The following is a 14,867-nucleotide window of genomic DNA, read 5'->3' on the forward strand; positions in this document are numbered from 1 at the left end:
CTTATTGATTAATATCTTTATTTTCTTTTGTTTTTAAATCACTTTGCTGAATGCGCCATTTTTGTAATTCTGCATAGTAATGGTCCCAAACGCAAGGGTTGCAGACACCACTTTCACAACATTCGTTGCTATTAGGAGGGGTAGGTTTTTCAAATAAATCAGTCATTAGTTTATGATTCTACTTGTGATTTTATTTCATCTTGTTGAATCCGCCACTTTTGCAGTTCAGCATAATAATGATCCCAAACGCATGGGCAACAAGAGCCGCCGCCACAGCAATCATCATCAGCTGGTGGGTAAGGTTTTTCTAATAATTTCGTCATGGCGTTCTTTCAAATATTTCTGGGTACTTTATGGCCGTTATTTTACCTGAATGTTTGCTTAGGTACTAGAACTTAGATCCTGAAATAAGTTCAGGAAGTGGTGTGTATATTTGTTAAGGCTTTAGACAATAAAAAACCCTGCGCTGCAGGGTTTTAAAAAGAGTTGATACAGAGATCCTGCGTCAAGCTCGTGACGTCGCTAGTGCGTCGGTTATACTACTCAATTTCAGCTAATTTCATCTCTAGGTAGTGAATGTTAGCACCCCCACGAGCAAAACCTGCATCATTCATGATGTCTTCTTGCAAGGCGATATTAGTTTTAATACCGTCGATTACTAGCTCATCCAGGGCATTTTTCATGCGAGCAATTGCGACTTCACGAGTTTCACCGTAAGTGATTAGTTTACCAATCATAGAATCATAATGAGGCGGTACTGAATAATCAGTATATACGTGAGAATCCCAACGAACACCCATACCTCCCGGAGGATGGAAGCGTGTTACTTTACCCGGTGAAGGGATAAATGTGCGTGGATCTTCAGCATTAATACGACATTCAATCGCATGGCCGTTAACTTTAATGTCTTCTTGTTTGATTGTTAATTTTTGACCAGCAGCAACACGAAGCTGTTCTTTAATTAAATCAACACCAGTGATCATTTCTGTTACCGGGTGTTCAACTTGAATACGGGTGTTCATTTCAATGAAATAGAACTCACCGTTTTCAAATAAGAACTCAAACGTACCAGCGCCACGGTAATTAATTTCATTACAAGCGTTACAACAACGAGCGCCAATTTCAGCACGTAGCTCTTCAGAAATACCTGGTGCTGGCGCTTCTTCAACTACTTTTTGGTGACGACGTTGCATAGAACAATCACGTTCAGCTAAGTGAATTGCGCTACCTTGGCCATCAGCAAGAATTTGAATTTCAACATGACGCGGGTTTTCAAGGAACTTTTCCATGTAAACCATATCGTTGTTGAAGGTATTTCTAGCTTCAGTTTTAGTTAACTGGATTGACTCTAGTAAGTCTGCTTCGCTGCGTACAACTCGCATACCACGACCACCACCACCACCAGAGGCTTTGATGATTACTGGGTATCCAATACGGCGACCATGAGCAATATTTGCATCAGCATCATCTGTAAGAGGGCCATCTGAACCAGGTACACAAGGTACACCAGCAGCTTTCATTGCCGCAATAGCAGAAACTTTATCACCCATTAAACGGATGCTGTCAGCTAAAGGACCAATAAAAGCAAAACCTGAATCTTCAACTTGCTCGGCAAAATCTGCGTTTTCAGCTAAAAAGCCGTAACCTGGATGAATAGCATCGGCGTCAGTTACTTCTGCGGCAGTAATTAAACGAGGGATGTTTAAATAGCTGTCTAAGGCAGATGCTTTACCAATACAAATAGTTTCATCTGCTAATAAAACGTGTTTAAGGTTTTTGTCAGCAGTAGAGTGAACAGCTACGGTTTTAATACCTAGCTCTTTACATGCACGTAATATACGTAATGCAATTTCGCCTCGGTTGGCGATAACTACTTTCTTTAACATGGAATTAACCTTCTTTATCGGGCTTATTCAATTACGAATAGTGGTTGGTCAAATTCAATTGTGTCTTCATTTTCAGCAAGAATTTGTTTAATAACACCAGATTTGTCCGCTTCAATTTGGTTCATCATTTTCATTGCTTCAACAATACAAAGTGTATCGCCAGCATTTACATGTTGACCGACTTCAGCAAATGCAGGAGCCTCTGGAGAAGCTGATGCATAGAAAGTACCAACCATAGGTGAGCGAACCACATGACCTGATAAAACAGCGCCTGCTGAAGCTTCTGCTGCCGCTGGAGCCGCAACTGGAGCAGCAACTGGAGCAGCAACTGCTGCAGGAGCTGCCATAGCCACTGGAGCTGCAGCTACTACTGGGCCGCCACGACTGATTCGAACCGACTCTTCACCTTCAGAAATCTCTAATTCATTGATCCCAGACTCTTCAACTAGTTCGATTAGTTTTTTAATTTTACGAATATCCATTAGTACACCTTTTAAATGTTTTTTGTAATTTATTTGTTTAGGGTTTGGCTTGCTGCATCAAGAGCATATTCATAGCCCTTAGCACCCAAACCGCATATTACCCCTTCAGCAATGTCTGAAAGGTAAGAATGTTGGCGAAACACTTCACGTTTATGCACATTTGATAAGTGAACCTCAATAAACGGAATACTTACTGTTAATAACGCATCTCGAAGTGCCACGCTAGTATGAGTAAATGCCGCAGGATTGATGATGACAAAATCCACTTTGTTATGCGCTTGATGAAGGGCATCAATTAATTCATGCTCTGCATTACTTTGCAGATGCTGTAAATTCATTTCTAAAGATTGAGCTTTAATTTCTAACGAAGCAATAATATCGGCTAGTGATTGCGAACCATAAATTTCAGGTTCACGTTTACCTAACATATTTAAATTAGGGCCATTCAACACTAAAACATTAAACTTTGTCGTCATTTGCAGCTAAATCCATGTTAATTATTATTATTGAAAATATTATCGGCTATAAACACTTTCATTGCTTATATTTTATGCAGAAAATATGATTTTTTCCAAATATCTGCACATTATAGTCATTTTCGCAGAAATTAGCAGCAAAATACTGGTCTAATCACTGAACTTGATTTTAATTAACGCTTTATTTACATCCAAACACAAAAAAGGGGCGTATGCCCCTTTAGTAAATAATTAATGCTAGCAGGGTAAAGCCCTGATGTTTACTGATTAAACAAGAAGTTTATGTGGTTGGCAAATTTATCTGCCCCCATAAAACCGGTAACTCGTTGTTGGCTTAATTCTTTACCGCTTAAGTCAAAAAATAAAATCGAAGGTAGTCCAAACACTTCAAAGTGCGACATTATTTCAATGTTTGTCTGTGTCCCTGTATCAGTTAAGTCAATTTGGATTAATACCGTATTATGTAAAGCTTGTACTACTTCCGGTTTTGGGAAGGTGTATTTTTCAAATTCTTTACAAGCAATACACCAGTCGGCATAAAGATCTACCATCACCGTTTTACCATTTGCGTTAGCGTCTGCCACTTCATCTGTTAACTGCTTTAACGTTGACACTTTAGTAAACTCTTGATGTGCAGCTTGCTGAGCTGTTGGTTTATCAAATACAGTGTTATAAGCCAGGTTAGCACCGAAAAACATCATTAAGAAAATTAACAGTGAGCGTAATCCGTACCAGGTACCTGCCGGCGATTTACGATTATCGTTATTTACCATATAGAAGTAGGTAGCAGTTATTAGTATTAGCGTTGCCCACAACAAGTTTGCAATTGTTTCTGATAAGAATCGTTCAAGTAAAAAGACTGGCACAGCAAGTAATAAGAAACCAAAGATGTTTTTAATTACGGTCATCCAATTACCGGCTTTCGGTAATAGTTTTCCACCAGAACTGCCTAAGGCTAGTAATGGTAAACCCATACCTAAGCTCAATACATATAATGCAGATGCTCCTAAGAATAAATCACCAGTTTGAGCAATATAAAGTAACGCACCGGTAAGCGGCGCTGTGGTACAAGGGGAAGCGACTAAGCCTGAAATAGCTCCCATGATAAATACCGATGGGATCGAACCACCTTTTTGGCTACGGCTGAAATTGTTCAGTTTGTTTTGCAGGCTTGCCGGCAGAGCTAAGTTAAATACACCAAACATCGATAATGCTAAAAATACAAATAAAACACTTAAACCAATCAAAATAGCCGGGTGTTGAAATGCTGCTTGAAATTGTGCGCCAGCTAAAGCAACTACAATGCCTAAAGCGGTATAAGTAATGGCCATACCCTGAACGTATGCCATAGAAAGGGTAAACGCTTTTCGGGTAGTAAGGTTTTTACCGTGACCAACAATAATCCCCGTTAAGATTGGATACATTGGAAATACACAAGGGGTGAAAGATAGCAGTACACCTAAGCCAAAAAAGGTTAGTAGGGTCCAAAATAAACTATTGCCACCAAGCATTGAAGCAAGTTCATCTTGCTCACTTACTGATGTTAATTCATTGCTAGCATTTTTTGATGAGCCAGTTGCGGCATTATCAATCGCGCCAAGTATTGAGCTGGCAGTACTTTCATCATTGCCACTATAATCATTTAATGGAATAACATGTTTTGTTGGTGGGTAGCATAAACCTTTTTCTGCACATCCCTGGAAAGTAAGTGTTAACTCACCATTAGGGCCAGACTGACTAATAGGTATGGTAAACTTAACTTGCTTATAATAAACCTGCTGAATACCAAAATACTCATCTTCATGATCCTTACCTAGTGGTAAACGGGGCGCAGAGAACTCAACTCGCTCGGCTTTAAATTTAAGCTTGTCTTTATATAAATAGTAGCCATCGGCGATGGCAAAATATACTTCAAGTTGATTACCTTGCTGACTAAAGTCAAATTGAAATGCTTGATCAACAGGCAAAAACTCTTTGTCGTTACTAAACAAAGAATCCATCGAAGTATCAAAAATTGAATCTTGAGCATTGGCAACATTACCGAACAGGGTAATCGTTAATAGCAATGCATGTATTATTGTGCGCATAGTTTAATTTTTCACAGTATTATTTATCCAGTTTAAATACAGCTCATTACCTTGCTGGATATTCAAGGCAATAATTTCAACTACATCGTAAGGGTGTAGTTTTATTATGGTTTGTTCAAGGTCAACAAATGCCGAAGTTTTCGTTTTTATCAATAGCATGACTTCTTCATCACAATAAATTTCGTCTTGCCAATGATATACTGATGTCATAGTAGGCATAATGTTAACACAAGCGGCTAATTTTTTAGCCACTAAGCTGTTAGCAATTGTTTTGGCTATGTCATTATTTGGACAGTTACACACAACAATTTGATACATAGTAATTTCTATACCTTAATTATTAATTCAATAAACATTTATGATATTGATAGAGTAAACCATAATCAAATGCTAACGGTTGAAATAGACCCGATAACCCCCATATTAGTTTCATCATTATAAATATTTGGACCATTAATGTTTAAAGTTTTATTTTTATTATTTATTGTCATGCCTATTGTTGAAATTATGGTACTGATGAATGTTGGTAGCTTAATTGGCGCTTTACCTACTATTGCTATTGTAATTCTTACCGCTTGGGTTGGCGCTGCTATGGTTCGTCAGCAGGGTATGGCCACATATCAATCGGTGCAAAATAAATTGGCGCAAGGGCAAGTGCCTTCCGATGAAATTATTGCGGCAATGTTATTACTGGTTGCCGGCGTACTATTGTTAACCCCTGGTTTTATTACTGACGGATTTGGACTCTTACTATTATGGCCAGCCTCACGTGGCGTTATGGTTAAAGCCGTACAACAACAAATGGCAAAAAGTAAAGCTAGTGGTGCGCAAGGTGGCGCCTTCTTTTACAGCAATTTTCAGCAATCAAATCATCAACAGCCACCTTTTAGTGATATTGAAGAAAACCAGCACGCTACTCATATTAATGATAACAAAGACAAGCAAACTATTGATGGTGAATTCGAGCGAAAAGATTAACCTTCCTATAAAATCTTATTAATTAGCGCTTTTTTACAAATTAGCGCTATTTTTTTAGCTAATTTTTAGAAATCCCCTTGAAGAGTAAAATAAACATCCCCATCTGTTTATTAATAAAAAATTTAATTATTTAATTTACCTAATTTGGAGATCGTAATGAGCATTCGTCCTTTACATGACCGCGTAATTGTTAAACGCAAAGCAGTAGAATCAAAATCAGCTGGCGGTATTGTTTTAACTGGCAGCGCTGCAGAAAAATCAACTCGCGGTGAAGTTGTTGCTGTAGGCAATGGCCGTATTATGGAAAACGGTGACGTTCGTGCATTAGACGTTAAAGTTGGCGACCAAGTTATCTTTAGTGAAGGTTACGGCGCAAAAGTTGAAAAAATTGACGGCGAAGAAGTACTAATTCTTAGCGAAAATGACATTCTAGCAATAGTAGAATAGAACTGCTGCGCATTTCTATTAAGACCACTTTGTGGTTGTTTTAATGAATATAAATTAAGGAAAAAATAATGGCTGCAAAAGACGTATTATTTGGTAATGACGCAAGAGCAAAAATGCTTAACGGCGTAAATATATTAGCTGACGCGGTAAAAGTAACATTAGGCCCAAAAGGTCGTAACGTTGTTTTAGACAAAAGTTTTGGTGGTCCAACTATCACTAAAGATGGTGTAAGTGTTGCTAAAGAAATTGAACTTGCCGACAAGTTTGAAAACATGGGCGCGCAAATGGTTAAAGAAGTTGCTTCTAAAGCCAATGATGAAGCCGGTGACGGTACAACTACAGCAACAGTTTTAGCCCAATCTATTGTTAATGAAGGTCTAAAATCTATTGCTGCCGGTATGAATCCAATGGATCTTAAACGTGGTATTGATCAAGCTGTAATTGCAGCAGTTGAAGAGCTTAAAGCTGTTTCACAACAATGTTCAGACACTAAAGAAATTGAACAAGTAGGTACTATTTCTGCTAACTCAGACACTTCGGTTGGCGAAATCATTGCAACAGCAATGGAGCGCGTTGGTACTGAAGGTGTTATCACTGTAGAAGAAGGCCAAGCCCTAACTAACGAATTAGACGTTGTAGAAGGTATGCAATTCGACCGTGGTTACTTATCGCCATATTTCATCAACAACCAAGAAAGCGGTAGCGTTGAATTAGAAAATCCATTCATTTTATTAGTTGATAAAAAAGTATCTAACATTCGTGAGTTATTAACTACTCTTGAAGGTGTTGCTAAAGCTGGTAAGCCACTACTTATTATTGCTGAAGATGTTGAAGGTGAAGCATTAGCAACATTAGTTGTTAACAACATGCGCGGTATCGTAAAAGTTGCTGCAGTTAAAGCACCTGGCTTTGGTGATCGTCGCAAAGCCATGTTACAAGACATCGCTACATTAACTGCCGGTACGGTAATTTCTGAAGAAATTGGTATGGAGCTTGAAAAAGCAACATTAGAAGATCTTGGTCAAGCCAAACGCGTTGTTATCTCTAAAGACAATACAACAATTATTGATGGTATTGGTGAAGAAGTTGAAATTAAAGCACGTGTTGCTCAAATTCGTGGCCAAATTGAAGAATCATCTTCAGACTACGATAAAGAAAAATTACAAGAACGTTTAGCTAAATTAGCTGGCGGTGTTGCGGTTATCAAAATTGGTGCAGCAACTGAAGTAGAAATGAAAGAGAAGAAAGCTCGTGTAGAAGATGCATTACATGCAACTCGCGCAGCGGTTGAAGAAGGTGTTGTTGCCGGTGGTGGTACAGCCCTAGTTCGTGTTGCTGACAAAATTAAAGATTTAGAAGGCGCTAACGAAGATCAAACTCACGGTATTAAAGTTGCCCTTCGTGCAATGGAAGCACCACTTCGTCAAATCGTATCTAACTGTGGTGATGAAGCGTCAGTTGTTTTAAATGCCGTTCGTGACGGTGAAGGTAACTATGGTTACAATGCTGGTACTAGCGTTTACGGTGATATGTTAGAAATGGGTATCCTTGATCCAACTAAAGTTACTCGTAGTGCACTACAGTTTGCAGCATCTGTTGCTGGCTTAATGTTAACTACTGAAGCTATGATCACTGACAAACCAGAAGATGCTTCTGCAGCTCCTGCAATGCCTGATATGGGCGGCATGGGTGGTATGGGCGGTATGGGCGGAATGATGTAATTTATGCTTGTTTAAATTGCTAATTTCTTCGTTGCTTTATAGTTCGTTTAAGAAACACTAAACGTCACTATAAAGCGCCTTGAACTGAACAATTTACCCTTCACATAAAATATTCAACGTTTATCGTACTAAAGCTCACTTCGGTGAGCTTTTTTATTTTTTTGGTCATTGATAGCTGCGTTACTTTGTAGCTCGTTTAAGAGACACTAAACGTCGCAATAAAGCGCCTTGTACTAAACGATTTATCCTGCGCAAAAAACTGTTAAGATATCCATATTAAAAAGCTCGAAAGCTCAAACTTTCGGGCTTTTTAACTTCAGGAGGAAAAGGAAGGTTCTATAACGTCCGATTAGAATCGGACCAACCAAGTTTTTAATTTATGGTTGGTGTGAATTTATTCGCGCGTCATTGCGCAGCAACGCTTTGTAGCAATAAATCCAGTTATTTCTATCTTAGAACAATCAAATACTAAAACTGCCTTGAAAGTCAGGCATTGATTAGCTACTGTTTTACTAAACTTCCTTAATATCTCAATATCATGAATACTAGCAAATTTAACCAAGCCATCACGTTGATAGATCAAGCTAACAGCGAAGACCCTAATACTGAAACCTGGCAGGGGCTTGAATACCCAAAAGAAGTGTTGTACTCAATGCGAATGACTGAGATGTTGGCAGAATTTTCCCCAACAGCATCTACACCACTACAACTTGCGGCGCGTAGTCAGCATATTTGTCGTTGGCAACATCCTCGTAAAGATTACGAGATGAATAGATCGGGTTACCTATTATGGCGCAAAGAATTAAACAAGTTCCATGCACAAAAAACTGGGGAAATTCTTGAGTCTCTAGATTTTGATGTTGAAACCATCGAAAAAGTGCAGTTTTTATTGTTGAAAAAACAGTTGAAAAGAGACACACAAACACAAGCTCTAGAAGATGTGATCTGTTTAGTGTTCTTACAGTATTATTTTACTGATTTTGCCGCTGAACACACTGAAGAAAAAATTATCTCTGTGTTGCAAAAGACATGGGCAAAAATGTCTGAACAAGGTCATCAGAAAGCACTAACATTGTCATTACCCGAACATGACCAAGCGCTAATTGCTAAAGCCTTATCTTAAAGTTTTGTTTTAAAACTTAAATAAAGCCCTAATTTACCAATTAATTAGGGCTTTATAATTACTGCTTAAATTACATTAAGCTCGCTTGATCTACCTGACTAAAATCAAGTACCTCACCACCAAACTCTAGGGCAAAAGCCGAAGCATCACTTTGTTTGCTGAAACTTGCCAGAGTTTTACCCATAGCACCGGTTTTTTCTGAGTCAACCACAAACCATGCTGTTTTAGCATCGATAAAATAACCATCATCTGGCTCATTCCAAGGCATTTTACTCATGTCGTGTACGTACATAGTGGTCACATTACGTTTGTTTTCCGGATCTAAATAAAAACTGAACATGTCCCTAGTTGAACAAAATTTATGGACTTTATCGCCTCTGTCCTTTCTGTATAACTCACCTTTAGGGCCTGAGAAGTTGGTGATTAACATGCCACATAAATGGCATTCATCTGAGCTTTCAATCGCTTTAGCTTGATGAATAATTTGTTGTTGTGCTTGCTCTCCACAGGCAGTAAAAAAAGATAGGGTGATTATGATTAAAGTGCTTTGTAATAAAAATTTCATTATAGAGTTTTCTTCTTGAGGATAAAAATTGCTAGGCTTAAAGGGACGATAACCCAGGCAAACATTGAACTTAATAACGTGGTTTGTGACAAGCTAGAGTTTATTGCAATAGCGACCGCGCCATTCAGATCACTACTATCTAAACCTGAAAGGTTCACTAAGCGAAAAATATCCGCTGGATTTAACAACATTACTTGCGTTAAACCTTGTTGGCTTAAGCCGTTGTCAATTCCTACTAATAAGGCTAATAGTGCTAAATCAAATACCAGGGCAAATATAAACCAGGTGATTAACGCAAAGCCTGCTGCCTTTGATTTTTCACTTACAGATAAGCTGATCAAATAAGCGATAGCAGTAAAACTCAAACCAAGCAAAATAGCACTGCAGATAAATAAGGCGAAACTGCTAATAACCTGGCTATTATCTAATTGAAAATATAACAACGCAGCGGAAGTCCCAAAACCAATTAATATAGCTAACGCGATGATTGCTCCTTGACCAAAAAATTTACCTAGTAACAGTTGTGATTTGCTTAATGGGTAAGTTAGCAGCAGTAAAAGGGTACCACTTTCTTGTTCGCCAACAAAACTGTCATAACTGATCAATAAAGCAATTAACGGGATAAGAAATACTGCCAAGCTGGCCAGACTGGCTATCGTGGTAGATAACGATGCAATGCCAATACTGCCAGATGCAGCGCCGCCAAAATAGGTTAAGCCTAAAGATAAAATAGTAAAAATAATGGTGATAGATAAAAACCAACGATTGCGTAAGCCATCTTGAAATTCTTTTAATGCGACATTGATAATTTGCATCATGACTTGTCTCCCTCAAGGGTGGTAACTTCTTTTGTCAGATAGTGCTGATAAAGCTGCTCTAAGTTTGCAGGTTCCACGTGCACGTCATTCATCGCATCATAAGAAAGTAACTGTTTTAATGTTGCTAACTTGTCTTGTTCTGGTACAAACAAGGTTTGTGAATCAAGCTTGCCCGTTAAAAATTGTTTTAACTTAGGATCACTACTAACCGCACCATTTAAGCCCTTCGGTTTTATCCTAACGGGTAAGTCAGCATGTTGACGTAGCTCTGATAATGTACCTGCCGCTAATACTTTACCTGAAGATAAAATCATCGCTCGGTCGATGTGCTGTTCAACGCCTGGCAATACATGCGAACATAAGATAACGCTAGAGCCATTGGTTTTTAGTTGATCAACGGTGCTATAAAAATCAGATGTTGCTATTGGGTCTAAGCCGACTGTTGGTTCATCCAACAGTAATAATTTTGGCTCGCCAATAAATGCTTGGGCTAAGCCTAGACGTTGCCGCATACCTTTCGAATAGGTTTTAACTTGGCGCTTCATTGCGTGGCTGATACCAACTTGTTCAAGTAAGGCAATGGCTGTTTTTTTATTATAGCCTTTAAGTTTTGCAAAGTAAGTGAGTACCTCCAAACCTGTTAGCTGTTCATAAAAGCTAACGTTCTCTGGCAGGTAACCAATTTTTGCGCGGCTATGCCAGGCCTCTTTAGAATCTGGTGCCATACCCATAACTTCAACACTACCACTCGATGGAGAAATAACGCCCAGAATTAACTTCATCATTGTTGTTTTACCGGCGCCATTGTGACCAAATAAACCAAGCACTTCGCCTTGGTTGAGGTTCATGCTAACTGATTTAAGGGCCGCTACTTGTTGGTAATTCTTACCTACATTTTGTAAAGATACTAAGGGAGTATTCATGTTAATTCGACCTTTATTGTTGCGCATCTGGCAGTTCTGCAATGGCTGCTACAGACGTAGTATTTACTTGGTGCGGTGACTGCATTAATGGAAAGCTGTCTTTTACACCTGGTGGCTTTAATATCGGAAATTGCCGTTGTACCCAGCGTAAAATCACTATTGCCGGGCTGTCCATCAACATTTTCATTTCAGGGTACTGCCACACGAGTTTATCAATGCCATCGTTTGGCTCAAAAATTACATCACCCACATTGTCATTATCCATATCCCAACCCAAATAATTACTCCAGAAATTACCTTTGCCATCAAGGCTCCATTCCTGTTTTTTATTGGAAACGTATTTCACTTGTGTTGGGTTATTAATAAAGCTATTACCAAATACCTTGGTATTCTCAGAGCCTGCGGTTAAATGAATGCCAATCTCGCTGGTATTAATCAAATTATTACTAATGGTATTGTAGGCTGAGTTGTAAACAAATAATCCTTTACCATCACGGCCTAATACCTTGTTTTCGGGTTTGGTCCAAACATTTTCAATTACGTTATCGGTAATTGTTGAAGAGGTTATAAAGTTCATTAAAAAGCCATAGTCTTCGCTATTCTTGCTGGTATTTCCTGACACAATTAAATGCTTTGAACTCATTAATGCATAACCTGCGCGAGTGTTATAAGCGAGGTTGTTAAGTACTTTATTACTATGCGAATACATATAGTGAATGCCATAGCGTAAATCATGCATAGTGTTATCTTGCAGGGTATTTTCTTGGCTAGAAATTATATACAGGCCATCTCTGGTATTAGATACATTGTTACCACGCACGAGTACATGTTTAACCATAGATAATTGAATGCCATTACCTCTATCAGCAGAACGTAGGCGGGTATCGCCGGCAATGGTATTATTGAGCACCTTTATATGCTCAGCTTTTTGTAACCAAATACCAAAGCCACTGCCTTGTAATTGGTTATTTTGAATTAGAATGTTCTCGGCTTTTTTATCTGAGTAGATGCCTGAGTTTTGTTCGGTTAAGTCATCGCCCCAGTTGATTATGGTAAGGTCTTCAATGGTTATGTTTGAGCTGAAAAGGTGAATACCATTGCCTTTACCCATGGCATCAATAATTGTTTCATTACTACCACGTAACGTAATTCCGCTGTTGATAATAAAGTTTCCAAAGTAGTTTCCTTCGGCCAAAATGACGGTGTCGCCATCCTCGGTATTATCGAGAATTTGTTGTAAGTTGTCTTGCGTTGAAACTTGCCATACTTGTGCTGTAGCTGTGTTGATAACAGCCATTGTCAACATTAAATAAAGCAGTATATTTCTCATCATTAAATTATTAACCCCTCTTAAATCATTAAGAGATAAAGGCGTAATACCAATAAGTATTACGCCGTATCAAACTAAGCTTCTACAAGCATACGACCACGCATTTCCATGTGTAGTGCATGACAGAACCAGTTACAGTAATACCATTGTACACCCGGCTTATTGGCGGTAAAGGTGATTGATGATGTTGCTTGTGGACCAACTTCCATTTGCACACCATGGTTCGTCATACAGAAACCATGAGTTACATCTTCAACTTGGTCAAGGTTAGTAACAACAACAGTTACTTCATCACCAAGCTTAACTTTAAACTCACTCATACCAAAAGTAGGCGCTACAGATGTCATGTATACACGAACTTTGTTGCCATCGCGTATGACTTTGTTATCTGTTTCTAAAGTTACGCCATCTTTCTTCGCCATAGCTACTGTAGGGGCAAAGATAGGATCATCACGTGTCCAAAGCTTATTAGGTTTCATTCTACTGCGATGAACTATCATACAGTCATGTGGTTCAGCATAGGTTGGACCATCATGTACAAGTTTCATTTCATCGCCTGAGATATCAATTAATTGATCGTTTTCAGGACGCAGTGGACCAACAGGTAAGAATCTATCTTTAGAGAACTTACATAACGATATTAGCCATTTACCGTCGGCGTCACGAGTTTCACCTTGTGAAGTATGGTTATGACCAGGTTGATAATGAACATCCAGTTTTTGACGAATGTAATTAACTTTCTCCCCGTTATGCGCTTTAATCGCATCTTCCACATTCCATTTAGCTATTTGGCTATCAAGGAATAATGTTGTATAGGCATTACCTTTGTTATCAAATGCTGTATGCAATGGACCTAAACCTAATTCTGGCTCGGCAACAATAGTGTCACGCGGTTTAATTTTATCGCTAAATAAGGCATCGAGTTTATCAATTGCAATAATTGAAACTGTTGGTGATAGCTTACCGTTTGCAACAAAGTACTTACCATTTGGCGATGTATTCATACCGTGTGGTGATTTAGGTACTGGAATATAACGAGTTAAGTCTGAACCTTTACGGCCATCTAATACTGGTACGTCATTACCATTGTAAGTTTTGAACTTACCGGCTTTAAGTGCAGCTTCACAACGAGCAAGGTTAAATACCACTACGTGATCACGTTCAGCAGAGATCATCTCACCCAAGTTCATGCCCATTTCTGAGTTGTAACAAGTTGAGGCAAAGTACTTACCATCGTAATCAGCATCGGTATTATCTAAGTTACCATCAACCATTACCTGAAAAGTTACTTCCATGGTTTCGGCATCAATTACGTTGAATAATGAACGGTAGGTACTTACATCTTCCATTGAAGATTTACCATCATTGTTCATTGGAATTTCAAATTCACCATTACAAATAACGTATTTGGTATGTGGCACTTTTTGCACACGCAAACCGTGAATCGCTTGTACGTTTGGTACAGTGATCATTTTGTCAGTTTTCATCACATCACAACGGATACGAGCAACGCGCGAGTTGGCTTTATCGTTAATGAATACGTATTTACCATCGTAACGGCCATCCTGCATACTCATATGCGGGTGATGTGAGTCACCGGCATGTAAATGCGCGCTATCACCTTTAATGCGTTTACTCTCGTCGGTTAAACCCCAACCAGTAGCACTGTCAGTATTAAATACTGGAATGCGCATTAGTTCGCGCATTGATGGTAAACCCATGATACGTACTTCACCCGAGTGACCACCACTCCAGAAGCCGTAGTATTCATCTAGGTCACCAGGATGAACAAAGGCACTGTTACCAGCTTCTGCGGCATTCGCTTTTGCCATTGAAGCAAACATTGTTGCTGTCATTGGCGCAGCAATTGCGCCAGCACCTAGTAAAGCAGTTTTACCAAAAAATTTACGTCTTTCTTTATTTTCAAGCTCCAATTCAGTAGAGCGTTTATCTTCGTTACTCATTCTAATTCTCCGTCTTGTTGTTTCTAATTTACTAATTTTAAATACAGCGTTGTTTAATACTTACTGC

General features: G+C 38.8%; 16 protein-coding genes. 4 read left to right on the forward strand and 12 right to left on the reverse strand.

Annotated elements, in window-relative coordinates:
* Position 1 precedes the first annotated feature (1 nt).
* The 7 genes from RI844_RS16690 to cutA form a co-directional block, all read right to left on the reverse strand.
* Complete coding sequence (locus tag RI844_RS16690) at positions 2-166, reverse strand: oxidoreductase-like domain-containing protein (RefSeq protein WP_348395781.1); 165 nt, start codon at positions 164-166, stop codon at positions 2-4.
* A 4-nt stretch (positions 167-170) separates the two neighbouring features.
* Complete coding sequence (locus RI844_RS16695; protein ID WP_348395782.1) at positions 171-323, reverse strand: oxidoreductase-like domain-containing protein; 153 nt, start codon at positions 321-323, stop codon at positions 171-173.
* A 216-nt stretch (positions 324-539) separates the two neighbouring features.
* Positions 540-1,886 carry an acetyl-CoA carboxylase biotin carboxylase subunit gene (gene accC / locus RI844_RS16700; protein WP_348395783.1) on the reverse strand — a complete coding sequence of 449 codons (1,347 nt, stop codon included), beginning with the start codon at positions 1,884-1,886 and terminating at the stop codon, positions 540-542.
* Between the two features lie 23 nt (positions 1,887-1,909).
* Positions 1,910-2,368: an acetyl-CoA carboxylase biotin carboxyl carrier protein gene (accB, locus tag RI844_RS16705; protein WP_348395784.1), complete on the reverse strand. Its 459-nt coding sequence runs from the start codon at positions 2,366-2,368 to the stop codon at positions 1,910-1,912.
* 29 nt (positions 2,369-2,397) lie between these two features.
* A complete protein-coding gene (gene aroQ / locus RI844_RS16710; RefSeq protein ID WP_348395785.1) occupies positions 2,398-2,844 on the reverse strand; it encodes a type II 3-dehydroquinate dehydratase in 447 nt (148 codons plus the stop codon).
* Between the two features lie 260 nt (positions 2,845-3,104).
* Positions 3,105-4,931 carry a protein-disulfide reductase DsbD gene (locus RI844_RS16715; RefSeq protein ID WP_348395786.1) on the reverse strand — a complete coding sequence of 609 codons (1,827 nt, stop codon included), beginning with the start codon at positions 4,929-4,931 and terminating at the stop codon, positions 3,105-3,107.
* A gap of 3 nt (positions 4,932-4,934) precedes the next feature.
* Positions 4,935-5,249, reverse strand: a complete 315-nt coding sequence (gene cutA, locus RI844_RS16720; protein ID WP_348395787.1) for a divalent-cation tolerance protein CutA — start codon at positions 5,247-5,249, stop codon at positions 4,935-4,937.
* A gap of 138 nt (positions 5,250-5,387) precedes the next feature.
* On the opposite strand from cutA, the gene RI844_RS16725 reads away from it, so the two are divergent.
* From RI844_RS16725 to RI844_RS16740, 4 genes are all read left to right on the forward strand, one after another.
* Positions 5,388-5,909, forward strand: a complete 522-nt coding sequence (locus tag RI844_RS16725) for an FxsA family protein (protein WP_348395788.1) — start codon at positions 5,388-5,390, stop codon at positions 5,907-5,909.
* Between the two features lie 156 nt (positions 5,910-6,065).
* Positions 6,066-6,356 carry a co-chaperone GroES gene (locus RI844_RS16730; RefSeq protein ID WP_348395789.1) on the forward strand — a complete coding sequence of 97 codons (291 nt, stop codon included), beginning with the start codon at positions 6,066-6,068 and terminating at the stop codon, positions 6,354-6,356.
* A gap of 68 nt (positions 6,357-6,424) precedes the next feature.
* Positions 6,425-8,077 (forward strand): chaperonin GroEL, encoded by a 1,653-nt coding sequence (groL, locus tag RI844_RS16735; RefSeq protein ID WP_348395790.1) that lies wholly within the window; start codon positions 6,425-6,427, stop codon positions 8,075-8,077.
* 538 nt (positions 8,078-8,615) lie between these two features.
* Positions 8,616-9,200 (forward strand): DUF4202 domain-containing protein, encoded by a 585-nt coding sequence (locus RI844_RS16740; RefSeq protein ID WP_348395791.1) that lies wholly within the window; start codon positions 8,616-8,618, stop codon positions 9,198-9,200.
* Positions 9,201-9,270: 70 nt separating this feature from the next.
* On the opposite strand, the gene RI844_RS16745 is transcribed toward RI844_RS16740, so the two are convergent.
* The 5 genes from RI844_RS16745 to nosZ form a co-directional block, all read right to left on the reverse strand.
* The gene (locus RI844_RS16745) at positions 9,271-9,765 is read right to left on the reverse strand and encodes a nitrous oxide reductase accessory protein NosL (protein ID WP_348395792.1); all 495 of its coding nucleotides are present in this window, start codon (positions 9,763-9,765) and stop codon (positions 9,271-9,273) included.
* The gene (locus RI844_RS16750) at positions 9,765-10,583 is read right to left on the reverse strand and encodes an ABC transporter permease (RefSeq protein WP_348395793.1); all 819 of its coding nucleotides are present in this window, start codon (positions 10,581-10,583) and stop codon (positions 9,765-9,767) included. The genes RI844_RS16745 and RI844_RS16750 overlap by 1 nt, the downstream gene beginning before the upstream one ends.
* Complete coding sequence (locus RI844_RS16755) at positions 10,580-11,506, reverse strand: ABC transporter ATP-binding protein (protein WP_348395794.1); 927 nt, start codon at positions 11,504-11,506, stop codon at positions 10,580-10,582. Before RI844_RS16755 ends, RI844_RS16750 begins: the two co-directional genes overlap by 4 nt.
* A gap of 13 nt (positions 11,507-11,519) precedes the next feature.
* The gene (locus RI844_RS16760) at positions 11,520-12,839 is read right to left on the reverse strand and encodes a nitrous oxide reductase family maturation protein NosD (protein ID WP_405054420.1); all 1,320 of its coding nucleotides are present in this window, start codon (positions 12,837-12,839) and stop codon (positions 11,520-11,522) included.
* Between the two features lie 71 nt (positions 12,840-12,910).
* Positions 12,911-14,800, reverse strand: a complete 1,890-nt coding sequence (nosZ, locus tag RI844_RS16765) for a TAT-dependent nitrous-oxide reductase (RefSeq protein ID WP_348395795.1) — start codon at positions 14,798-14,800, stop codon at positions 12,911-12,913.
* Between the last annotated feature and the right edge of the window lie 67 nt (positions 14,801-14,867).

The sequence above is a fragment of the Thalassotalea fonticola genome (assembly GCF_032911225.1).
GTDB lineage: Bacteria > Pseudomonadota > Gammaproteobacteria > Enterobacterales > Alteromonadaceae > Thalassotalea_A > Thalassotalea_A fonticola.

Bases quoted from the DNA above. Each gene is read 5' to 3' on its own strand.
- RI844_RS16690 (WP_348395781.1), bottom strand. From the start codon at position 166: ATGACTGATTTATTTGAAAAACCTACCCCTCCTAATAGCAACGAATGT.
- RI844_RS16695 (WP_348395782.1), bottom strand. From the start codon at position 323: ATGACGAAATTATTAGAAAAACCTTACCCACCAGCTGATGATGATTGC.
- accC (WP_348395783.1), bottom strand. From the start codon at position 1,886: ATGTTAAAGAAAGTAGTTATCGCCAACCGAGGCGAAATTGCATTACGT.
- accB (WP_348395784.1), bottom strand. From the start codon at position 2,368: ATGGATATTCGTAAAATTAAAAAACTAATCGAACTAGTTGAAGAGTCT.
- aroQ (WP_348395785.1), bottom strand. From the start codon at position 2,844: ATGACGACAAAGTTTAATGTTTTAGTGTTGAATGGCCCTAATTTAAAT.
- RI844_RS16715 (WP_348395786.1), bottom strand. From the start codon at position 4,931: ATGCGCACAATAATACATGCATTGCTATTAACGATTACCCTGTTCGGT.
- cutA (WP_348395787.1), bottom strand. From the start codon at position 5,249: ATGTATCAAATTGTTGTGTGTAACTGTCCAAATAATGACATAGCCAAA.
- RI844_RS16725 (WP_348395788.1), top strand. From the start codon at position 5,388: ATGTTTAAAGTTTTATTTTTATTATTTATTGTCATGCCTATTGTTGAA.
- RI844_RS16730 (WP_348395789.1), top strand. From the start codon at position 6,066: ATGAGCATTCGTCCTTTACATGACCGCGTAATTGTTAAACGCAAAGCA.
- groL (WP_348395790.1), top strand. From the start codon at position 6,425: ATGGCTGCAAAAGACGTATTATTTGGTAATGACGCAAGAGCAAAAATG.
- RI844_RS16740 (WP_348395791.1), top strand. From the start codon at position 8,616: ATGAATACTAGCAAATTTAACCAAGCCATCACGTTGATAGATCAAGCT.
- RI844_RS16745 (WP_348395792.1), bottom strand. From the start codon at position 9,765: ATGAAATTTTTATTACAAAGCACTTTAATCATAATCACCCTATCTTTT.
- RI844_RS16750 (WP_348395793.1), bottom strand. From the start codon at position 10,583: ATGATGCAAATTATCAATGTCGCATTAAAAGAATTTCAAGATGGCTTA.
- RI844_RS16755 (WP_348395794.1), bottom strand. From the start codon at position 11,506: ATGAATACTCCCTTAGTATCTTTACAAAATGTAGGTAAGAATTACCAA.
- RI844_RS16760 (WP_405054420.1), bottom strand. From the start codon at position 12,839: ATGATGAGAAATATACTGCTTTATTTAATGTTGACAATGGCTGTTATC.
- nosZ (WP_348395795.1), bottom strand. From the start codon at position 14,800: ATGAGTAACGAAGATAAACGCTCTACTGAATTGGAGCTTGAAAATAAA.